Genomic DNA, 18,914 nt, shown 5'->3' with positions numbered 1-18,914 from the left:
GGAAGCTTAACATGGCCTTATTACAAATTAGTGAGCCTGGTCTGAGCGCCGCACCGCACCAGCGTCGTCTGGCGGTGGGCATTGATTTAGGCACCACCAATTCCCTCGTAGCGACCGTACGCAGCGGCCAGGCGGAAACGCTGGCAGACGCCGAAGGGCGTCATCTGCTGCCCTCTGTCGTTTACTACCAGCAGCAGGGCCATTCGGTGGGATATGACGCGCGCGCCAATGCCGCGAAAGATCCGGCCAATACCATCAGTTCGGTAAAACGGATGATGGGCCGCTCGCTGGCCGATATTCAAACGCGTTACCCGCATCTGCCGTATCAGCTTCAGGCCAGTGTTAACGGCCTGCCGATGATTGCCACCGACGCCGGGTTGCTCAACCCGGTTCGCGTCTCTGCCGATATTCTCAAAGCGCTCGCGGCGCGCGCGACCGAGACGCTCGAAGGCGAACTGGATGGCGTTGTTATCACCGTGCCAGCCTATTTCGACGACGCCCAGCGTCAGGGCACGAAAGACGCTGCGCGTCTGGCGGGCCTGCATGTGCTGCGCTTGCTCAACGAACCAACCGCTGCGGCGATTGCTTACGGTCTCGATTCCGGCCAGGAAGGGGTGATTGCCGTTTACGATCTCGGCGGCGGCACCTTTGATATCTCCATTCTGCGCCTCAGCCGTGGCGTATTTGAAGTGCTGGCGACCGGCGGCGATTCAGCCCTCGGCGGCGATGACTTCGACCACCTGCTGGCGGATTACATTCGCGAGCAGGCGGGCATTCCCGATCGCAGCGACGTGCGCGTTCAGCGCGAACTGCTGGATGCCGCTATCGACGCTAAAATTGCGCTTAGCGATGCACAGTCTGTCACCGTTGACGTGGCGGGCTGGCGCGGCGAAATCACCCGCGAGCAGTTCAACGAACTGATTGCTGCGCTTGTAAAACGCACGTTGCTGGCCTGTCGTCGTGCGCTGAAAGACGCCAACGTCGACGCGAGCGAAGTGCTGGAAGTGGTGATGGTCGGCGGCTCAACGCGCGTACCGCTGGTGCGTGAACGCGTGGGTGAATTCTTTGGTCGCACGCCGCTCACCTCCATCGACCCGGATAAAGTGGTGGCGATTGGGGCCGCGATTCAGGCGGATATTCTGGTCGGTAACAAGCCGGACAGCGAAATGCTGCTGCTCGATGTGATTCCGCTCTCTCTGGGGCTGGAAACCATGGGCGGCCTGGTCGAGAAAGTGATCCCCCGTAACACCACTATTCCCGTGGCGCGCGCGCAGGAGTTCACCACTTTCAAAGATGGCCAGACTGCGATGTCTATCCACGTGATGCAGGGCGAGCGCGAGCTGGTCCAGGATTGCCGTTCGCTGGCGCGCTTCGCGCTGCGCGGTATTCCTGCACTGCCAGCGGGCGGGGCGCATATCCGCGTCACCTTCCAGGTGGATGCCGATGGTCTGCTCAGCGTCACGGCGATGGAAAAATCGACCGGCGTGGAGTCATCCATCCAGGTGAAACCGTCTTACGGTCTGACCGACGGCGAAATCGCCTCCATGATTCAGGATTCAATGAGCTATGCCGAACAGGATGTGAAGGCACGTATGCTGGCGGAACAGAAAGTGGAAGCCGCGCGCGTGCTGGAAAGTCTGGAAGGCGCACTCACTGCCGATGCCGCGCTGTTAAGTGCCGCAGAGCGCCAGGCCATTGACGACGCCGTTGCGCAGCTACGCGCAGTGGCGGTTGGCGATGACGCTGACGCAATAGAACAAGCGATTAAAAAAGTTGATAAACAAACCCAGGATTTCGCCGCTCGCCGCATGGACCAGTCTGTCCGTGTCGCGCTGAAAGGCCAGTCCGTGGACGAGGTTTAATATGCCAAAGATTGTTTTTCTGCCTCATGCGGACCTCTGTCCGGATGGTGCAGTTCTGGAAGCTGAGACCGGCGAAACCATCCTCGACGTTGCCCTGCGCAACGGTATCGAAGTGGAACACGCCTGTGAAAAATCCTGTGCCTGCACCACCTGCCACTGCATCGTGCGTGAAGGTTTTGACTCCCTCGCGGAAAGCACCGAAGACGAAGACGACATGCTGGATAAAGCATGGGGTCTGGAGCCAGACAGCCGTTTAAGCTGCCAGGCGCGCGTCACCGATGAAGACCTGGTGGTCGAAATCCCGCGTTACACTATCAACCATGCGCGTGAGCATTAACAGGGGGTAGTATGGGACTGAAGTGGACCGACAGCCGCGAAATCGGCGAGGCGCTGTACGACGCCAACCCGGATCTGGATCCGAAGACCGTACGATTCACCGATATGCATCAGTGGATCTGCGATCTGGAAGATTTTGACGATGATCCCAGCGCATCCAATGAAAAAATTCTGGAGGCGATTCTGTTAGTCTGGTTAGATGAAGCAGACTAACAGAAAGAAAGATCATACGGGCTGCCTTCTGGCGGCCCGTTTGCTCGTTGCGAATAAGGAAAAATAAAATGACCGAAGCGATGAAAATTACGCTCTCTACACAGCCTGCTGACGCACGCTGGGGCGACAAAGCCACCTACAGCATCAACAATGACGGCATCACCCTGCATCTGAACGATTCCGACGATTTGGGTCTGATCCAGCGCGCCGCGCGTAAAATTGACGGCCTGGGCATCAAGCATGTCACTCTGGCCGGAGAAGGCTGGGATACGGATCGCAGCTGGGCATTCTGGGCGGGTTACAAAGGCCCGAAAGGCACCCGTAAAGTCGAGTGGGCAAACCTCGACGAATCCGCGCAGAAAGAGCTGGAAAACCGTCTGACCATCATCGACTGGGTGCGCGACACCATTAACGCTCCGGCGGAAGAGCTGGGTCCTGAACAGCTGGCGCAGCGCGCAGTCGATCTGCTGTGCAAAGTCGCGGGCGATAAAATGTCTTATCGCATCACCAAAGGTGAAGATCTGCGCGAGCAAAACTACATGGGGATTCACACCGTGGGTCGCGGCTCTGAGCGACCACCGGTGCTGCTGGCTCTCGATTTCAACCCGACCGGCGACAAAGAAGCGCCGGTTTACGCGTGTCTGGTCGGCAAAGGCATTACCTTTGATACCGGCGGTTACAGCCTGAAGCAGAGCGCGTTTATGGACTCGATGAAGTCCGACATGGGTGGCGCGGCAACCATTACCGGCGCACTGGCATTCGCCATCACCCGCGGTCTGAACAAGCGCGTAAAACTGTACCTGTGCTGTGCAGACAACATGGTGAGCGGTAATGCGTTCAAGCTGGGCGATATCATTCGCTACCGTAACGGTAAAAATGTCGAAGTGATGAACACCGACGCCGAAGGCCGTCTGGTGCTGGCGGATGGTCTGATTGATGCCTCTGCGCAGAAACCTGAGCTGATCATCGATATGGCGACCCTGACGGGGGCGGCGAAAACCGCTCTGGGTAATGACTATCACGCGCTGTTCAGCTTCGACGACAAACTGGCCGCACGCCTGCTGGCGAGCGCCGCCGCTGAGAACGAACCTTTCTGGCGTCTGCCGCTGGCGGAATTCCACCGCAGCCAGTTGCCGTCTAACTTTGCCGAGCTGAACAACACCGCAAGCGCAGCGTATCCGGCTGGCGCAAGCACCGCCGCAGGCTTCCTGTCCCACTTCGTTGAGAACTATCACGAAGGCTGGCTGCACATCGACTGCTCCGCCACCTACCGCAAAGCGGGCGTGGAACAGTGGTCTGCGGGCGCTACCGGTCTGGGTGTGCGTACGATTGCGAATTTGTTGACTGCTGAGTAGTCGTCCTGCCGGGTGGCGTAGCCGCTGCCCGGCCTACAAACCCCGTAGGCCCGTGCAAGCGCTGCGCCGCCGGGCGATTAACGTAACGAAACTATGTCCGAAACCAAAAACGAATTAGAAACCCTGCTGGAGCAGGCGGCCACTGAGCCAGCCCACCGTCCGGCATTTTTCCGTACCCTGCTGGAGTCCACCGTCTGGGTTCCGGGAACGGCGGCTGAAGGCGAGCAGGTTGTGGAAGACAGCGCGCTGGATCTGCTGCACTGGGAAAAAGACGACGGCACGTCTGTTATCCCGTTTTTCACCTCGCTGGAAGCCCTGCAGCAAGCGGTGGAAGACGAACAGGCGTTTGTCGTCATGCCCGTGCGCACGCTGTTTGAAATGACGCTCGGTGAAACGCTCTTCCTCAACGCCAAACTGCCGACCGGGAAAGAGTTTACCCCGCGTGAAATCAGCCATCTGATTGGCGAAGAGGGCAACCCGCTCAGCACGCAGGAAGTGCTGGAGGGTGGCGAAACGCTGCTGTTGTCTGAAGTGGCTGAGCCTCCGACGCAGATGATCGACTCTCTGACCACTCTGTTTAAAACCATCAAGCCGGTGAAACGCGCGTTTCTGTGCTCTATCAAAGAGAGCGCAGAAGAACAGCCCGTGCTACTGATTGGGATTGAAGCCGATGGCGACATCGACGAGATCATTCAGGCGGCGGGAAGCGTTGCGACCGACACGCTGCCGGGCGATGAGCCGATTGATATCTGCCAGGTCGTGAAAGGTGAGAAGGGCATTAGCCACTTTATTACCGAGCACATCACGCCGTTCTATGAACGTCGCTGGGGCGGATTCCTGCGCGATCTGAAAACCACCCGCATTATTTAATATTCTCGGGGTGAGCACTCACCCCGTTGCTTCCAGCAGTAACAAATCCATCAGCAAAACCAGATTCGATTCAAATGACGTCACGCCTGCGGCCTCGGCGGCATAATGGACGGCTTCGTCATACAATGCGAAATGCAAATCCGCCATCCCGGCAAGCGTATTCGCTGACGCACGGGTAAAGGCAATCACCGTCATGCCGACGTTTTTGGCGATCCGCGCTTTATCCAGCACCTGCTCTGTTTCACCGCTGCGCGACACCGCGATAAACACCTGGTAACGCGCGGCGTTGCTCAGAAAAATATTCCGGCTGTCGCCCGGCCCGGAGATAAAGGCCGTTTTGCCCAGCACCTGCAGCTTTTTCGTCAGGTACTCCGCGAACAAATAGGAAAACCCGGCACCGTAGAGAAAGAAACTCTCTTTCTCGCGCAGCAGCGTGGCAAACTGACGGCGCTTCTCTTCCGTGACCCACTGAAACGTCTGCTGATAGTTGGCGATAAACTGGCTGAACAGGGCGGGCAGGTGAGGCAAATCCTGCGCCTGCGCCGCAATGTGCGGTGTGTCGGTCAGCAGCTGTTTGCAGTGCCAGATGAATTCGCTAAAGCCGCTAAACCCCAGCTTCTGACATAGGCGCATAATAGTGGCCGTCGAGACAAAGGTCGCCTGCGCCAGCTCGCGTACCGTGATATTGCCCACCAGCAGCGGATGCTCCGTGAGATGGGCCAGGACGCGATATTCCGCGCGGGTCAGGGACTCCCCGCGCGTGAGCAGTGTTGCCAGTCGGTTATCCATTACTGAGCAGGTTCAATCGGCAGATCGTCCCGGGCGCCCCATTCACTCCATGCACCGTCGTACAGCGTCACGTCGGTCACGCCGAGCGTTGCCAGCGCCAGAATCACCACGCAGGCGGTCACGCCGGAGCCACAGCTGGCAACCACAGGCTTATGCAAATCCACCCCCTGGCGGGCAAAAATCTCGCTCAGTTCATCGGTGGTTTTCAGCTCGCCTTCAAATACCAGATCGCCCCACGGCACGTTGAGTGCGCCGGGAATGTGTCCGCGTTTCAGGCCTGGACGGGGTTCATCAGCCTGGGCTGCAAAGCGTGGCGCCGGTCGGGCATCGACAATTTGCGCCGTTTTCTCGTGGCTCACCAGCAGAACGTCGGTGAGACGTTTCACGGCGTTTGGGTCCAGCGTCGCGTCAAAGTCGCCTTCCGGCAGAGCGACATCCCCCTGCTGAAGCGGCAGTTCATTGCGCTGCCAGCCTGCCAGGCCACCGGCCAGAATAGACACATTCTCTACGCCGAAGGTTTTCAGCATCCACCATGCGCGCGGAGCGGAGAACAGATTGCCCTCATCGTAAACCACCAGATGTTTATCGCGGCTCACGCCCAGCTCACGCATGGCCACGGCAAAAGCTTCCGGGCGCGGCATCATATGGGGCAGGGGAGAGGTGTGATCGGAGAGGGCTTCGATATCAAAAAAGACCGCGCCCGGAAGATGTCCGGCGCGGTATTCAGCGGGAACGTCGCGATGCTCCTGCCCTGGCGGGGCCATGCGCGCGTCGAGGATTTGCACTTCCGGGTCGTCGCTATGTTCGAGAAGCCAGTCGGCTGCGACAAAATATGAGGTGGACATGGGTGCCTCCATTTTTTCCTTAAAAAAGGATTGTCGGTGTTTTATCTGACACCGACAAGCAAACCACGTTCAACTCGCGAGCAACCCCCTATTTTTTCACCGCTTCGCCGTCCTGCCAGGCTTTTTGCAGCGCGGGCCAGTAGTCGCGGTTGGCCTCGATCATCTCATCGAGAATGGCTTTTGCATGTTCCATCGTCGGCACGGTACGGTTCAGGGTGAATGCCTGCAGTGCCTTTTCGTAGCTGCCTTCGATGGTCGCTTCTACCAGCAGTTGCTCAGAGGCGAGCTGTTGTTGCAGCAACGTCTGGTGGAACAGTGGCACCTGGCCCACGCGGATCGGCTCAGGCCCTTCGGAGGTAATATAGGCCGGGACTTCCACTACCGCGTCGTACGGCAGGTTAGTGATCGCCCCCCGGTTTTCGACCATCACCAGATGGCGCTGACGCAGGTTGAACGCCAGCGAACGGGCCACATCGACAATAAACTCGCCGTGCACGCCGACGTGGAAGGCATCGGACAAAATCCCGGTACGCTTATACTCTTCGGCGGCTGCAAACAGCTTTTTCTCGCGCCCGTTCATCACTTCGTTGGCACGGGTATAATCCGGGTTTTGATGCTCAACAATCTGATTTGGCATCAGGTAATACTGCAGATACGGGTTCGGCAGATATTCCGGGAAGTTATCCATGATCGGCTTGATGTTGCGCCAGGTTTTCACCCATGAGGGATCTGAGTGCTGCGGGTCGGTTTTGGCTGCATCTTCCGTCAGCAGACCATATTTTGCGATGTGGCGGCGCAGCTCAGGCAATCTGTCCACGCCATCGACCAGCACGCGAGTAAACCAACCGAAGTGGTTCAGGCCGAAATAGTCCACTTCCAGCTTGTGACGATCAACGCCCAGAATCGCGCCCATATTACGCATCGCTGCCACCGGCATATCGCAGATGTTCAGCACGCGGGCGTTAGGACGCAGGCGGCGTACGCCTTCAGCCACAATTGCCGCCGGGTTGGAGTAGTTCACGATCCACGCTTTCTCGTGTGCGTATCGCTCTACCAGATCGATCAGTTCGACCATCGGCAGAATTGTGCGTAGCCCGTATGCCAGTCCGCCAGGGCCGCAGGTTTCCTGACCGACGACGCCGTGGCGCAGGGGGATCTTCTCGTCCTGCTCGCGCATTTTATACTGACCGACACGCATCTGGGCGAACACAAAATGGGCACCGCTGAAGGCCACTTCCGGGTCATGCGTCACGGTGAATTTAATGCTCTGGCTGTGGTCGCGAATCACTTTCTCGACCACGGGTGCGATGGTGTCCTGGCGCGCGGCGTCGATGTCGTAGAGGCGGATTTCTGCCAGCGGGAAATCCTGCAGCTGGACCATCAGGCTTTTCACAATGCCGGGTGTGTAGGTGCTGCCACCCCCGGCAATGGAGAGAATAAAGGGAGGTTTAAACATGTTTGGCTCCTTCAGAGAAACGTCTCAACGGCTTCTCGCATTTTTTTGACGTGCAGCCCGTAGACCACCTGAACGTTGTTACCTTGTTTGATAATTCCTTTTGCACCCGTCGCCTTGAGCCGTGGCTCATCGATGATGTCGACATCTTTCACGGTGACGCGCAGTCGGGTGTAGCAGTTATCCACCACTTCAATATTTTCTCGCCCGCCGAGACCGACCACGATGGACTCGCCCAGCCCGTCGTTGCTGCCTTTCGCCTGATACTCCTGCTTGCTGTACAGACGGGTTTCCTGTTCGTCGTCCTCACGGCCCGGCGTTTTCATGTTGAAACGCAGGATCAGGAAGCGGAACACGATGAAATAGAGCGCGAACATAATCAGCCCGACGACGATATACATCGGCCAGTTGGACTTCTCCGTACCCAGCGGCAGGTTGTAGAGAATGAAATCGATAATGCCGTTGGCGCCGATGGCATGAACGCCAAACAGATAGAACAGCATCATGCCAATCCCGGTCAGCACCGCGTGCACCACAAACAGCAGCGGGGCGACAAACAGGAAGGAGAATTCGAGCGGTTCGGTCACGCCGACCAGCAGCGAGGTTAGCGCTGCTGGGATCAGGATGGCTTTCGCCAGCGCTTTGCGCTCCGGTCGGGCGGTCATATACATCGCCAGCGCCGCAGCAGGCAGGCCGAACATTTTGCTTATTCCGCGTGCATCCCACACGACCGTGCTGCTGAGCTGTTTCACTTCCGGGCAGGCCATTTCGGCGAAGTAGATATTCCGTGCGCCCTGATAGACGGTGCCGCACACCTCCTGCGTCCCGCCCAGTTCGGTGTACAGGAACGGCGTATAGACCAGGTGATGCAGGCCGGTTGGCACCAGAATGCGCTCAAGGAAACCGTAAATCGCCACGCCAAACGGACCAGAACCTTTAATGGCTAACGCCATGGCGCTAATGCCGTGCTGGGCAAATGGCCACAGTTCGCTCATCACCACGCCAAGTAGCATCGACACGGGCAGCATGATAATCGCCACGAAACAGTGCCCGGAGTAGATCGCCATAGCGCCGTTAAACTGTACGCCGGAGTATTTGTTGTACAGATATCCAGACAGGGCACCGGTCAGAATACCGGCGAAAACGCCCATCTCCAGAACCTGCACGCCTAATACCATGCTCTGTCCGGCGGCTTTCATCTGATCGGCGGGGGCGAGATGCCCTTGTAGCTGGAGCGTCACATTCATGGCGTTGATAAACACCACAAAAGTCACCAGACCGATAAGCGCCGCGTAACCTTTATCCCGCGTGGCGAGTCCAACAGGAATGCCCACGGCAAAGACCAGCGCCAGATTGACCAGAACCGAGACCGCCGATTTAGCAATCAGCTGGCCAATGTGTTGAATCAGAGGATGGCCGAGAAACGGCACATACTCGGCAAGATTACCGTTACCCAGCACGTTGCCGAAGGCGATAAACAGCCCGACAATCGGTAAGATAAGTACCGGTCCGTAAAGTGATTTTCCGAAATTTTGTAGGGCGTTCACGGCTCGTTTCATGGCTATCTCTCTTAGTGAACCGCGCACTCAGCGTGCGTCTAAGATGTAAATTAGCAGGTGATCTGTCTGGATATCTAGCTATCTTATTGTTTTAAAAACAAATGACGCCAAAGGTTACATGTAACCTTTAGCACTGTGATCTGAACGATGATCGGTATCGCAGCCGCAGGTGAGTCGGAGTAATCTGCGAGGCGCTTTCCAGATTCTAAGATTGGACTTTTGTATTCGTGAAACTTGCGGATAATACTTATTCGGATGACGACTAACAGGTTCCACGAACAGGGATAAAGGATGACACCGTTTCGCTTAGCTGCGCTCTCGCTCGCGCTTCTCACTACGTTTACGCTCGTTGGTTGCGATAACAACGACGATAAACCTCAGGCGGCCGCACCCGCGGCTTCCACCACCACATCAGAAGCGCCCGCCAAACCGGATGCGGATAAGCTCGCGAAACTCGCCGCGCAGAGTGAGGGCAAAGCGCTCACGCTGCTCGATGCCTCGGAAGTTCAGCTCGATGGCGCATCCACTCTGGTTCTGACGTTTTCGGTTCCGCTCAACCCCGATCAGGATTTTGCCCGCACGGTTCACGTCGTCGATAAAAAGAGCGGCAAAGTGGACGGTGCCTGGGAGCTCGCGCCAAATCTGAAAGAGCTGCGCCTGCGCCATCTGGAGCCGAATCGCAATCTGGTGGTCACCGTGGAGCGCGATTTGCAGGCGTTGAACAAAGCGACCTTTGGCATCGACTACGAAAAAGCGATCACCACTCGGGATATTGAACCGACTGTCGGCTTTGCCAGCCGGGGCTCGCTCCTGCCGGGTAAAGTGGTCGAAGGCCTGCCGGTGATGGCGCTGAACGTCAACAACGTGGATGTAAACTTCTACCGCGTGAAGCCGGAATCGCTGGCGTCATTTGTGAGCCAGTGGGAGTACCGTAACTCCCTGAGCAACTGGGAATCGGATAATCTGCTTAAGATGGCCGAGCTTGTCTATACCGGGCGCTTCGATCTCAATCCGGCGCGCAATACCCGCGAAAAACTGCTGCTGCCGCTGCGCGATATCAAACCGTTGCAGCAGTCCGGCGTCTATATCGCGGTGATGAATCAGGCGGGGCATTACAACTACAGCAATGCTGCCACGCTCTTCACCCTCAGTGACGTGGGTTTATCTGCGCACCGCTATCACAATCGTCTCGATATCTTCACTCAGAGCTTAGAAAACGGCGCGGCACAGTCCGGTGTTGAAGTCCTGCTGCTGAATGACAAAGGCCAGACGCTGGCGCAGGGTACCAGCGATGGCGACGGCCATGCGAAACTTGAAACGGACAAAGAGGCGGCGCTGATTCTGGCCCGTAAAGACGGTCAGACGACGCTACTTGATCTAAAACTCCCGGCGCTGGACCTGGCGGAATTTGATATCGCAGGCGGGCCTGGTTACAGCAAGCAGTTCTTTATGTTTGGCCCGCGCGATCTCTATCGTCCCGGGGAGACCGTGATCCTCAACGGTCTGCTGCGCGACAGCGACGGCAAACCGCTGGCCGATCAGCCTGTGAAGCTGGAAGTGCTGCGCCCGGATGGGCAGGTGGCGCGAACCGTCGTCAGCCAGCCTGAAAATGGTCTTTATCGCTTTAACTATCCGCTGGAGAGTGGCGCACAGACCGGCATGTGGCATGTGCGCGCGAATACGGGCGACAATCAGCAGCGTCTATGGGATTTCCACGTCGAAGATTTCATGCCAGAACGTATGGCACTGAATCTGACCGGGCAGAAAACGCCGGTTTCGGTACAGGATGAGGTCAATTTCGACGTTGTCGGCTACTACCTATATGGTGCACCGGCTAACGGCAACAGTCTGCAGGGCCAGCTTTTCCTGCGTCCGCTGCGTGAAGCGGTCAGCGCGTTACCAGGATTCCAGTTCGGTGATATTGCGGAAGAGAATCTCAGCCGCAGCCTCGATGAAGTGCAATTGACGCTGAACGAGCAGGGGCGCGGTCAGGTTGCCACGGAAAGCCAGTGGAAAGAAGTGCACTCTCCGCTGCAGCTGATTCTGCAGGCCAGCCTGCTGGAGTCTGGTGGTAGGCCGATAACGCGTCGTGCAGAGCAGGCCATCTGGCCTGCTGCTGCCCTGCCGGGTATCCGCCCTCAGTTCGCCAGCAAAGCGGTGTATGACTATCGCACGGACACCACGGTGAACCAGCCGATTGTCGATGAAAACGGTAACGCCAGTTTTGACATTGTTTATGCCGACGCCAGCGGCGCGAAAAAAGCCGTATCGGATCTTCAGGTGCGCCTGATCCGCGAGCGCCGCGACTACTACTGGAACTGGTCAGAAAGCGACGGCTGGTTGTCTCAGTTCGATCAGAAAGATCTGGTGGAGGGCGAGCAGGCACTGACGCTCAAGGCCGACGAAACGGGCAAAGTGACCTTCCCCGTTGAGTGGGGCTCTTACCGTCTGGAAGTCAAAGCTCCTGACGATATGGTCAGCAGCGTGCGTTTCTGGGCCGGTTACAGCTGGCAGGATAACAGTGACGGCACCGGGGCCGCGCGCCCTGACCGCGTCATGCTGAAACTCGATAAACCCGCTTATCAGCCAGGCGACACCATTAAACTGCATGTTGCAGCACCGGCAGCGGGTAAAGGCTACGCGATGATTGAATCCAGCGAAGGTCCGCTGTGGTGGAAAGAGATCGACGTCCCGGCGAAAGGGCTGGATCTCTCCATTCCGGTCGATAAAGCCTGGAAGCGTCACGATCTTTACCTCAGCACGCTGGTGGTACGCCCGGGGGATAAATCCAAATCCGCCACGCCGAAACGCGCGGTGGGCATTCTGCATCTGCCGATGGGTGATGAAAATCGTCGACTGACACTGGCCCTGGATACACCACAGAAAATTCGCCCGAATCAGACGCTGTCAGTGAAGGTCAAAGCCAGCGTGAAAGACGGCAGCGTGCCACAGAAAGTGAACGTGCTGGTGTCCGCTGTCGATAGTGGCGTACTGAACATTACCGATTATGTCACGCCCGATCCGTGGGAAGCGTTCTTTGGCCAGAAGCGTTACGGCGCGGATATCTACGACATTTACGGTCAGGTGATTGAAGGGCAGGGAAGGATGGCGGCACTGCGCTTTGGTGGTGACGGCGATGAACTGAAACGCGGCGGTAAACCGCCGGTGAATCATGTCACCATTATTGCCCAGCAGGCGCAGCCTGTGGCGCTGGATGACAATGGCGAAGGGACGATTACTCTGCCGATTGGCGACTTCAACGGCGAGCTGCGCGTCATGGCGCAGGCCTGGACGGCGGATGATTTTGGTAGCAGCGAGGGCAAAGTGATTGTTGCCGCGCCGGTGATTACCGAACTCAACACGCCACGCTTCCTGGCCAGTGGTGACGCAACAAGGCTGACGCTGGATCTGACTAACCTCACCGACAAATCGCAGACGCTGAATGTCGCGTTGAGCGCATCGGGATTGATGGAGCTTGAAGGCGCACAACCGCAGCCCGTTCAGCTTGAACCGGGCACGCGAACCACGCTGTTTGTTCCGGTGAGAGCCCTGGACGGTTACGGTGACGGTGAAATCACCGCGCAGGTGACTGGCCTTCAGTTGCCAGGAGAAACTTTCGCACCGCAGAACAAGAGCTGGAAAATTGGCGTGCGTCCGGCGTTCCCGGCACAGACAGTGAATACGGGAACCATGCTAAACCCAGGCGAAAGCTGGACGGCACCGGCTCAGCACATCACAGGATTCTCACCGGCTACCCTGCAAGGTCAACTGTTGCTCAGCGGTAAACCGCCGCTGAATCTGGCGCGATATATCCGCGAATTGCAGGCCTATCCATACGGTTGCCTGGAACAAACCGCAAGCGGACTGTTCCCGTCTCTCTATACCAACGCGGCGCAGCTGACTGCCCTCGGCATCAAAGGCGATACGGATGACAAACGCCGTGCGGCTATTGATATCGGCATCTCCCGTTTGCTGCAAATGCAGCGTGATGACGGCGGTTTTGCCCTGTGGGATAAAAATGGCCCGGAAGAGTATTGGCTGACGGCCTACGTCACCGATTTCCTGGTCCGTGCGGGTGAGCAGGGTTACAGCGTTCCGGCCGAGGCGGTGAACAATGCCAACAACCGTCTTCTGCGCTATATGCAGGATCCTGGCATGATGTCTATTCGCTACAGCGATGATACGCAGGCGAGTAAATTTGCAGTTCAGGCCTATGCGGCATTGGTGTTGGCCCGCCAGCAAAAAGCACCGCTGGGTGCACTGCGTGAAATCTGGGAGCGTCGTGCGCAGACCGGTTCGGGTCTGCCGTTGATGCAGCTGGGGATGGCGTTGAAACTGATGGGGGATGCGCCACGCAGCCAGCAGGCGCTGGATCTGGCCTTGAAAACCTCGCGCATTGACAGCAAAAACTGGATGGCGGATTACGGCAGCCAGCTGCGTGACAACGCTCTGATGCTCTCCCTGCTGGAAGAGTACAAACTGCTGCCGGATGCGCAGAACACGCTGCTGAATACGTTGTCTCAGCAGGCGTTCAGCCAGCGCTGGCTCTCAACACAGGAAAGCAACGCGCTGTTCCTGGCCGGTCGTCTATTGCCGACACTTTCAGGCGCCTGGCAGGCAACCACCAGCCTCTCGGATAAAGCGCTGAGCGGCGATAAGGCTCAGACACAAAATGTGAGTGGCGATCAGTTGGGCGCATTGCAGGTCACCAACAGTGGCACCACGCCGCTGTGGGTCCGTCTCGACAGCACGGGCTATCCGGATTATGCCCCAGAGCCATCGTCCAACGTTCTGCAAATCGAGCGTCATATTCTCGCAAGTGATGGCAGCAGCAAATCGCTCTCTTCTCTGAAGAGCGGTGAACTGGTGCTGGTGTGGCTGGAAGTGAAGGCAAATCAGAATGTCCCGGATGCGCTGGTGGTCGATTTACTTCCGGCAGGGCTTGAGCTGGAAAACCAGAACCTGGCCAGCAGCAGCGCCAGCCTTCAGGATAGCGGCAGCGAAGTACAGAACCTGCTCAACCAGATGCAACAGGCGGACATTCAGCATATGGAGTTCCGCGACGATCGCTTTGTTGCTGCGGTGCCCGTGAACGAAGGTCAGCCTGTGACGCTGGTGTATCTGGCTCGTGCCGTTACACCGGGAACGTATCAGGTTCCGGTACCGATGGTGGAATCTATGTATGTTCCGCAGTGGCGGGCAACGGGCGCAGCAAGCGGCCCGCTGATTGTTGTTCCGTAAGGTGACGTTATCTCGACTCATTCGCTCCCGTTGGCTTTGGCTGGCGGGAGCGATTCTTATTGTATGGGCGCTGATTGTTGTCGCCGATCGCCTGTGGCCGTTGCCTTTAAAAGAGGTCAACCCTGCGCGGGTGGTGGTCGATGAGAAAGGTACACCCCTCTGGCGTTTTGCCGATAGCGACGGAATCTGGCGCTATCCGGTCACCATTGAAGATGTCTCTCCGCGCTACCTCGAAGCCCTGATCCAGTATGAAGATCGCTGGTTCTGGGATCATCCCGGCGTCAATCCCTTCTCCGTTTTGCGTGCCGCCTGGCAGGATCTGAGTTCTGGTAAAGTGGTTTCGGGCGGCAGTACCCTCACCATGCAGGTGGCACGACTGCTTGATCCGCATCCACGTACTTTTGGCGGTAAAGTGCGCCAGCTATGGCGGGCGATGCAACTCGAATGGCACCTGTCAAAACGCGAGATCCTCACGCTCTATCTCAACCGTGCGCCCTTTGGGGGGACGTTACAGGGCGTCGGTGCGGCCAGCTGGGCCTATCTCGGGAAATCACCGGCGCAGTTAAGCTACTCAGAGGCTGCGTTGCTGGCCGTTCTTCCTCAGGCACCGAGCCGTCTGCGTCCGGACCGCTGGCCAGAGCGCGCGGAGGCCGCGCGTAATAAAGTGCTCGAGCGCATGGTGACGCAGGGCGTCTGGAGTGCGCAGCAGGTTAAAGAGTCGCGTGAAGAGCCAGTCTGGCTTGCCCCCCGGCAAATGCCACAGCTGGCTCCGCTATTTTCCCGCATGATGCTGAGTAAAAGTCGCGACAACAAAATTGTCACTACGCTGGATGCTTCGCTGCAACGTCAGATGGAAGAGCTGGCGATGAACTGGAAATCTCGGCTTCCGCCGCGTAGCTCACTGGCGATGATCGTTGTTGATCACACTACTATGAAAGTACGCGGTTGGGTTGGCTCAGTGGATATCAATGATGACAGTCGTTTTAGTCATGTCGATATGGTGAGCGCGATCCGTTCGCCGGGATCGGTGCTGAAACCTTTTGTCTACGGAATGGCACTTGATGAAGGCCTGATCCATCCCGCCTCTTTGTTACAGGATGTTCCGCGGCGCACGGGAGATTACCGACCGGGTAATTTCGACAGTGGTTTTCACGGCCCCGTCAGCATGAGCGAGGCGCTGGTGCGCTCCCTGAACCTTCCCGCCGTGCAAGTGCTGGAGGCTTATGGCCCAAAACGTTTCACCGGAATGCTGAGCAATGTCGGTTTACGCCTGCTCCTTCCGCCTGGCGCGCAGCCTAATTTATCGCTGATCCTGGGCGGTGCGGGGGCGCGGCTCTCAGACATTACCGCCGCTTACAGCGCCTTTGCCCGTCATGGGAAAGCGGGTCGGTTACGCCTGCAGCCGGGCGATCCGTTGATTGAGCGTCCGCTGCTCTCGCCTGGCGCGGCGTGGATCATTCGTCGAATTTTAGGCAACGAAGCGCAGCCGCTGCCGGATAGCGCACTGCCGCAGGTTGCACCGCTGGCGTGGAAAACCGGTACCAGCTATGGCTATCGTGATGCCTGGGCCATTGGCCTGAACGCACGCTACATCATTGGGATCTGGACCGGACGCCCGGACGGGACACCCGTTGCCGGTCAGTTTGGATTCGCCAGCGCCGTGCCATTGCTGAACCAGGTCAATAATATGCTGCAGTCGAGTTCAACGGTGGATGAAGGGCGCTTGCCGCGCGATCCGCGCCCGGCTTCGGTCAGTCGCGGTGTGATCTGCTGGCCCGGCGGGCAATCCCTGCCAGAAGGGAGTGAGAACTGCCGTCGCAGGCTCGCGACCTGGTTGCTTGACGGCAGTCAGCCGCCCACACTGTTATTGCCAGAGCAAGAGGGGATTCGCGGGATTCGCTTCCCGGTCTGGCTGGATAACCAGGGCCAACGCGTCGCGGCTGATTGCCCCGGCGCGCAGGAGAAAATCCTCGACGTCTGGCCGTTACCGCTTGAACCCTGGCTTCCTGCTTCTGAACGCCGGGCGGTACGCGTTCCGGCACCGTCAACCACCTGTCCTCCGCTGGCGCAAGATTCCCCTGCGCCGCTGATGCTCTCCGGTGTGCGTGAGGGGGCATTGATTAAACGCCTGCCCGGTGAGTCACGTGTATCGCTGCCGCTACAGGCAATTGGCAGCGACAGTGAGCGCTGGTGGTTCCTGAATGGCGAACCGCTGAATGTGAAAGGGCGCGCTTACACTTTACAGCTTGATAAAGCAGGGGATTATCAGTTACTGGTAATGGATGAGACGGGGCAAGTCGCTACGGTCAATTTCACCCTGCAGTAGCGAAAAACCCATCCGGGATGTGAGCTGTTGCTAAAACTCGTCTTATTTTAAAAAAATGTTACGTTGAACCATAGGCAATGGCGTTTTTGCTCTCTATAATCCGCGCCATCTTATACAGATGTATGCAAAACAACAGAACATAACACAGAGGTTATCATGGCTATTGAACGTACTTTTTCCATCATCAAACCAAACGCGGTGGCAAAAAACGTTATTGGCAGCATCTTTGCTCGCTTTGAATCTGCAGGGTTCAAAATCGTTGGCACCAAAATGCTGCATCTGACCGTTGAACAGGCTCGCGGTTTCTACGCTGAGCACGACGGTAAACCTTTCTTCGACGGCCTGGTTGAGTTCATGACCTCCGGTCCAATCGTGGTTTCCGTACTGGAAAGCGAAAACGCAGTACAGCGTCACCGCGATCTGCTGGGTGCAACTAACCCGGCGAACGCACTGGCTGGCACTCTGCGTGCAGATTACGCTGACAGCTTCACCGAGAACGGCACCCACGGTTCCGACTCTGTAGAATCTGCTGCGCGCGAAATCGCTTACTTCTTCGCCGAAGGCGAAGTGTGCGCTCGTACCCGCTAATTCCTCAGGGAAGGGTATAAATTTGGTAAAAGTCGCGTGCAAACGTGGCATCCCTGCGCCAGACTTTGTACAATGCAACGCCCCGGAAGAGCAAAGCGCTCACCGGGGCGTTTCTTTTCAACCCTCCACGGGCCATAACGTGTAACAACGAGGCCGGAAAATATTATGTCTGAACTAGTTAACACCTCTGAAGTCGCCATTGCCGCGGTTCCTAATAAAAATGGAAAAATTAACCTGCTGGATCTGAACCGTCAGCAGATGCGCGAGTTTTTCAAAGAGATGGGCGAGAAGCCGTTTCGTGCCGATCAGGTCATGAAATGGATGTACCACTATTGCAGCGACAACTTTGATGACATGACTGACATCAACAAAGTGCTGCGTAACAAACTCAAAGAAGTCGCTGAAATCCGCGCACCGGAAGTGGTGGAAGAGCAGCGTTCTTCTGACGGCACCATCAAATGGGCGATTGCAGTTGGCGATCAGCGCGTTGAAACCGTGTACATCCCGGAAGAAGATCGCGCGACTCTGTGCGTCTCCTCTCAGGTTGGTTGTGCACTGGAGTGCAAATTCTGCTCGACGGCGCAGCAGGGCTTTAACCGTAACCTGCGCGTGTCTGAAATTATCGGCCAGGTATGGCGCGCGGCGAAAATCGTCGGCGCGGCAAAAGTGACCGGCACACGTCCTATCACCAACGTGGTGATGATGGGCATGGGCGAGCCACTGCTGAACCTGACCAACGTCGTTCCGGCGATGGAAATCATGCTTGATGACTTCGGCTTTGGTTTGTCCAAGCGTCGCGTGACCCTCTCCACCTCTGGGGTTGTGCCTGCGCTGGATAAACTGGGCGACATGATTGACGTGGCGCTGGCGATCTCCCTGCATGCACCGAACGATGAAATTCGTGACGAAATTGTGCCGATCAACAAAAAGTACAATATCGAAACCTTCCTCGCGGGCGTGCGTCGCTACCTCGAAAAGTCCAATGCCAACCAGGGCCGCGTGACCATCGAATATGTGATGCTGGACCATGTGAATGACGAAACCGATCATGCGCATCAGCTGGCTGAATTGCTGAAAGACACGCCGTGCAAGATTAACCTGATCCCATGGAACCCGTTCCCGGGGGCGCCGTATGGCCGTAGTTCTAACAGCCGTATCGATCGTTTCTCCAAGGTGCTCATGGAGTACGGTTTCACCACCATCGTGCGTAAAACCCGTGGTGATGATATCGATGCCGCCTGCGGCCAGCTGGCCGGTGATGTGATCGACCGTACCAAGCGTACGCTGCGTAAGCGCATGCAGGGTGAGGCGATTGAGGTCAAAGCTGTGTGATTCGTATGCGTCGCGGTGCAGGTTTGTACCGTGACGCATTAGCTTACTGAATATTCAGCCACGTAGATTGTGATTGCTGAATAATTACGGTGCGTTTCAGACGACTTTAAGGCAGTATGTAACGTCGCAACAACAGTTTAGCCTC

At 57.2% G+C, this 18,914-nt stretch carries 13 protein-coding genes; 9 read left to right on the top strand and 4 right to left on the bottom strand.

Translation table 11 applies throughout. The features are described 5' to 3' along the window. The first annotated feature begins 11 nt into the window (after positions 1–11). The 5 genes from hscA to sseB all read left to right on the top strand — a co-directional run bounded on the left by hscA (position 12) and on the right by sseB (position 4,636). Complete coding sequence (gene hscA / locus ACB496_RS16200) at positions 12–1,862, top strand: Fe-S protein assembly chaperone HscA (protein ID WP_371973073.1); 1,851 nt, start codon at positions 12–14, stop codon at positions 1,860–1,862. Between the two features lies 1 nt (position 1,863). Beyond that, positions 1,864–2,199: an ISC system 2Fe-2S type ferredoxin gene (fdx, locus tag ACB496_RS16195; RefSeq protein WP_100779310.1), complete on the top strand. Its 336-nt coding sequence runs from the start codon at positions 1,864–1,866 to the stop codon at positions 2,197–2,199. A gap of 11 nt (positions 2,200–2,210) precedes the next feature. Further along, positions 2,211–2,411 (top strand): Fe-S cluster assembly protein IscX, encoded by a 201-nt coding sequence (iscX, locus tag ACB496_RS16190; protein ID WP_371973072.1) that lies wholly within the window; start codon positions 2,211–2,213, stop codon positions 2,409–2,411. A 68-nt stretch (positions 2,412–2,479) separates the two neighbouring features. After that, a complete protein-coding gene (pepB, locus tag ACB496_RS16185) occupies positions 2,480–3,766 on the top strand; it encodes an aminopeptidase PepB (RefSeq protein ID WP_100779312.1) in 1,287 nt (428 codons plus the stop codon). A 93-nt stretch (positions 3,767–3,859) separates the two neighbouring features. After that, positions 3,860–4,636, top strand: a complete 777-nt coding sequence (gene sseB, locus ACB496_RS16180; protein WP_371973071.1) for an enhanced serine sensitivity protein SseB — start codon at positions 3,860–3,862, stop codon at positions 4,634–4,636. A gap of 18 nt (positions 4,637–4,654) precedes the next feature. On the opposite strand, the gene ACB496_RS16175 is transcribed toward sseB, so the two are convergent. From ACB496_RS16175 to ACB496_RS16160, 4 genes are all read right to left on the bottom strand, one after another. After that, positions 4,655–5,425: a MurR/RpiR family transcriptional regulator gene (locus tag ACB496_RS16175; protein WP_129035579.1), complete on the bottom strand. Its 771-nt coding sequence runs from the start codon at positions 5,423–5,425 to the stop codon at positions 4,655–4,657. Next, on the bottom strand, positions 5,425–6,270 hold the full coding sequence (gene sseA, locus ACB496_RS16170) for a 3-mercaptopyruvate sulfurtransferase (RefSeq protein WP_181826661.1): 846 nt from the start codon (positions 6,268–6,270) through the stop codon (positions 5,425–5,427). The genes ACB496_RS16175 and sseA overlap by 1 nt, the downstream gene beginning before the upstream one ends. 88 nt (positions 6,271–6,358) lie before the next feature. Further along, a complete protein-coding gene (locus tag ACB496_RS16165) occupies positions 6,359–7,726 on the bottom strand; it encodes a 6-phospho-alpha-glucosidase (RefSeq protein WP_107703114.1) in 1,368 nt (455 codons plus the stop codon). An 11-nt stretch (positions 7,727–7,737) separates the two neighbouring features. Then, a complete protein-coding gene (locus ACB496_RS16160) occupies positions 7,738–9,282 on the bottom strand; it encodes a PTS transporter subunit EIIC (protein ID WP_123427082.1) in 1,545 nt (514 codons plus the stop codon). A gap of 291 nt (positions 9,283–9,573) precedes the next feature. Here ACB496_RS16160 and ACB496_RS16155 point away from each other — a divergent pair, with 291 nt between their 5' ends. The 4 genes from ACB496_RS16155 to ACB496_RS16140 all read left to right on the top strand — a co-directional run bounded on the left by ACB496_RS16155 (position 9,574) and on the right by ACB496_RS16140 (position 18,769). Beyond that, positions 9,574–14,523 carry an alpha-2-macroglobulin gene (locus ACB496_RS16155; RefSeq protein ID WP_371973070.1) on the top strand — a complete coding sequence of 1,650 codons (4,950 nt, stop codon included), beginning with the start codon at positions 9,574–9,576 and terminating at the stop codon, positions 14,521–14,523. A gap of 1 nt (position 14,524) precedes the next feature. After that, positions 14,525–16,849: a peptidoglycan glycosyltransferase PbpC gene (pbpC, locus tag ACB496_RS16150; RefSeq protein ID WP_371973069.1), complete on the top strand. Its 2,325-nt coding sequence runs from the start codon at positions 14,525–14,527 to the stop codon at positions 16,847–16,849. 156 nt (positions 16,850–17,005) lie between these two features. Beyond that, the gene (ndk, locus tag ACB496_RS16145; protein WP_095282894.1) at positions 17,006–17,437 is read left to right on the top strand and encodes a nucleoside-diphosphate kinase; all 432 of its coding nucleotides are present in this window, start codon (positions 17,006–17,008) and stop codon (positions 17,435–17,437) included. Positions 17,438–17,602: 165 nt separating this feature from the next. Beyond that, positions 17,603–18,769, top strand: a complete 1,167-nt coding sequence (locus ACB496_RS16140) for a bifunctional tRNA (adenosine(37)-C2)-methyltransferase TrmG/ribosomal RNA large subunit methyltransferase RlmN (RefSeq protein WP_100779320.1) — start codon at positions 17,603–17,605, stop codon at positions 18,767–18,769. Positions 18,770–18,914: the final 145 nt, after the last annotated feature.

The sequence above is a fragment of the Lelliottia nimipressuralis genome (assembly GCF_041464075.1).
Classification (GTDB): Bacteria; Pseudomonadota; Gammaproteobacteria; order Enterobacterales; family Enterobacteriaceae; genus Enterobacter; species Enterobacter nimipressuralis.
This window is presented reverse-complemented; position numbering and strand designations above follow the sequence as displayed.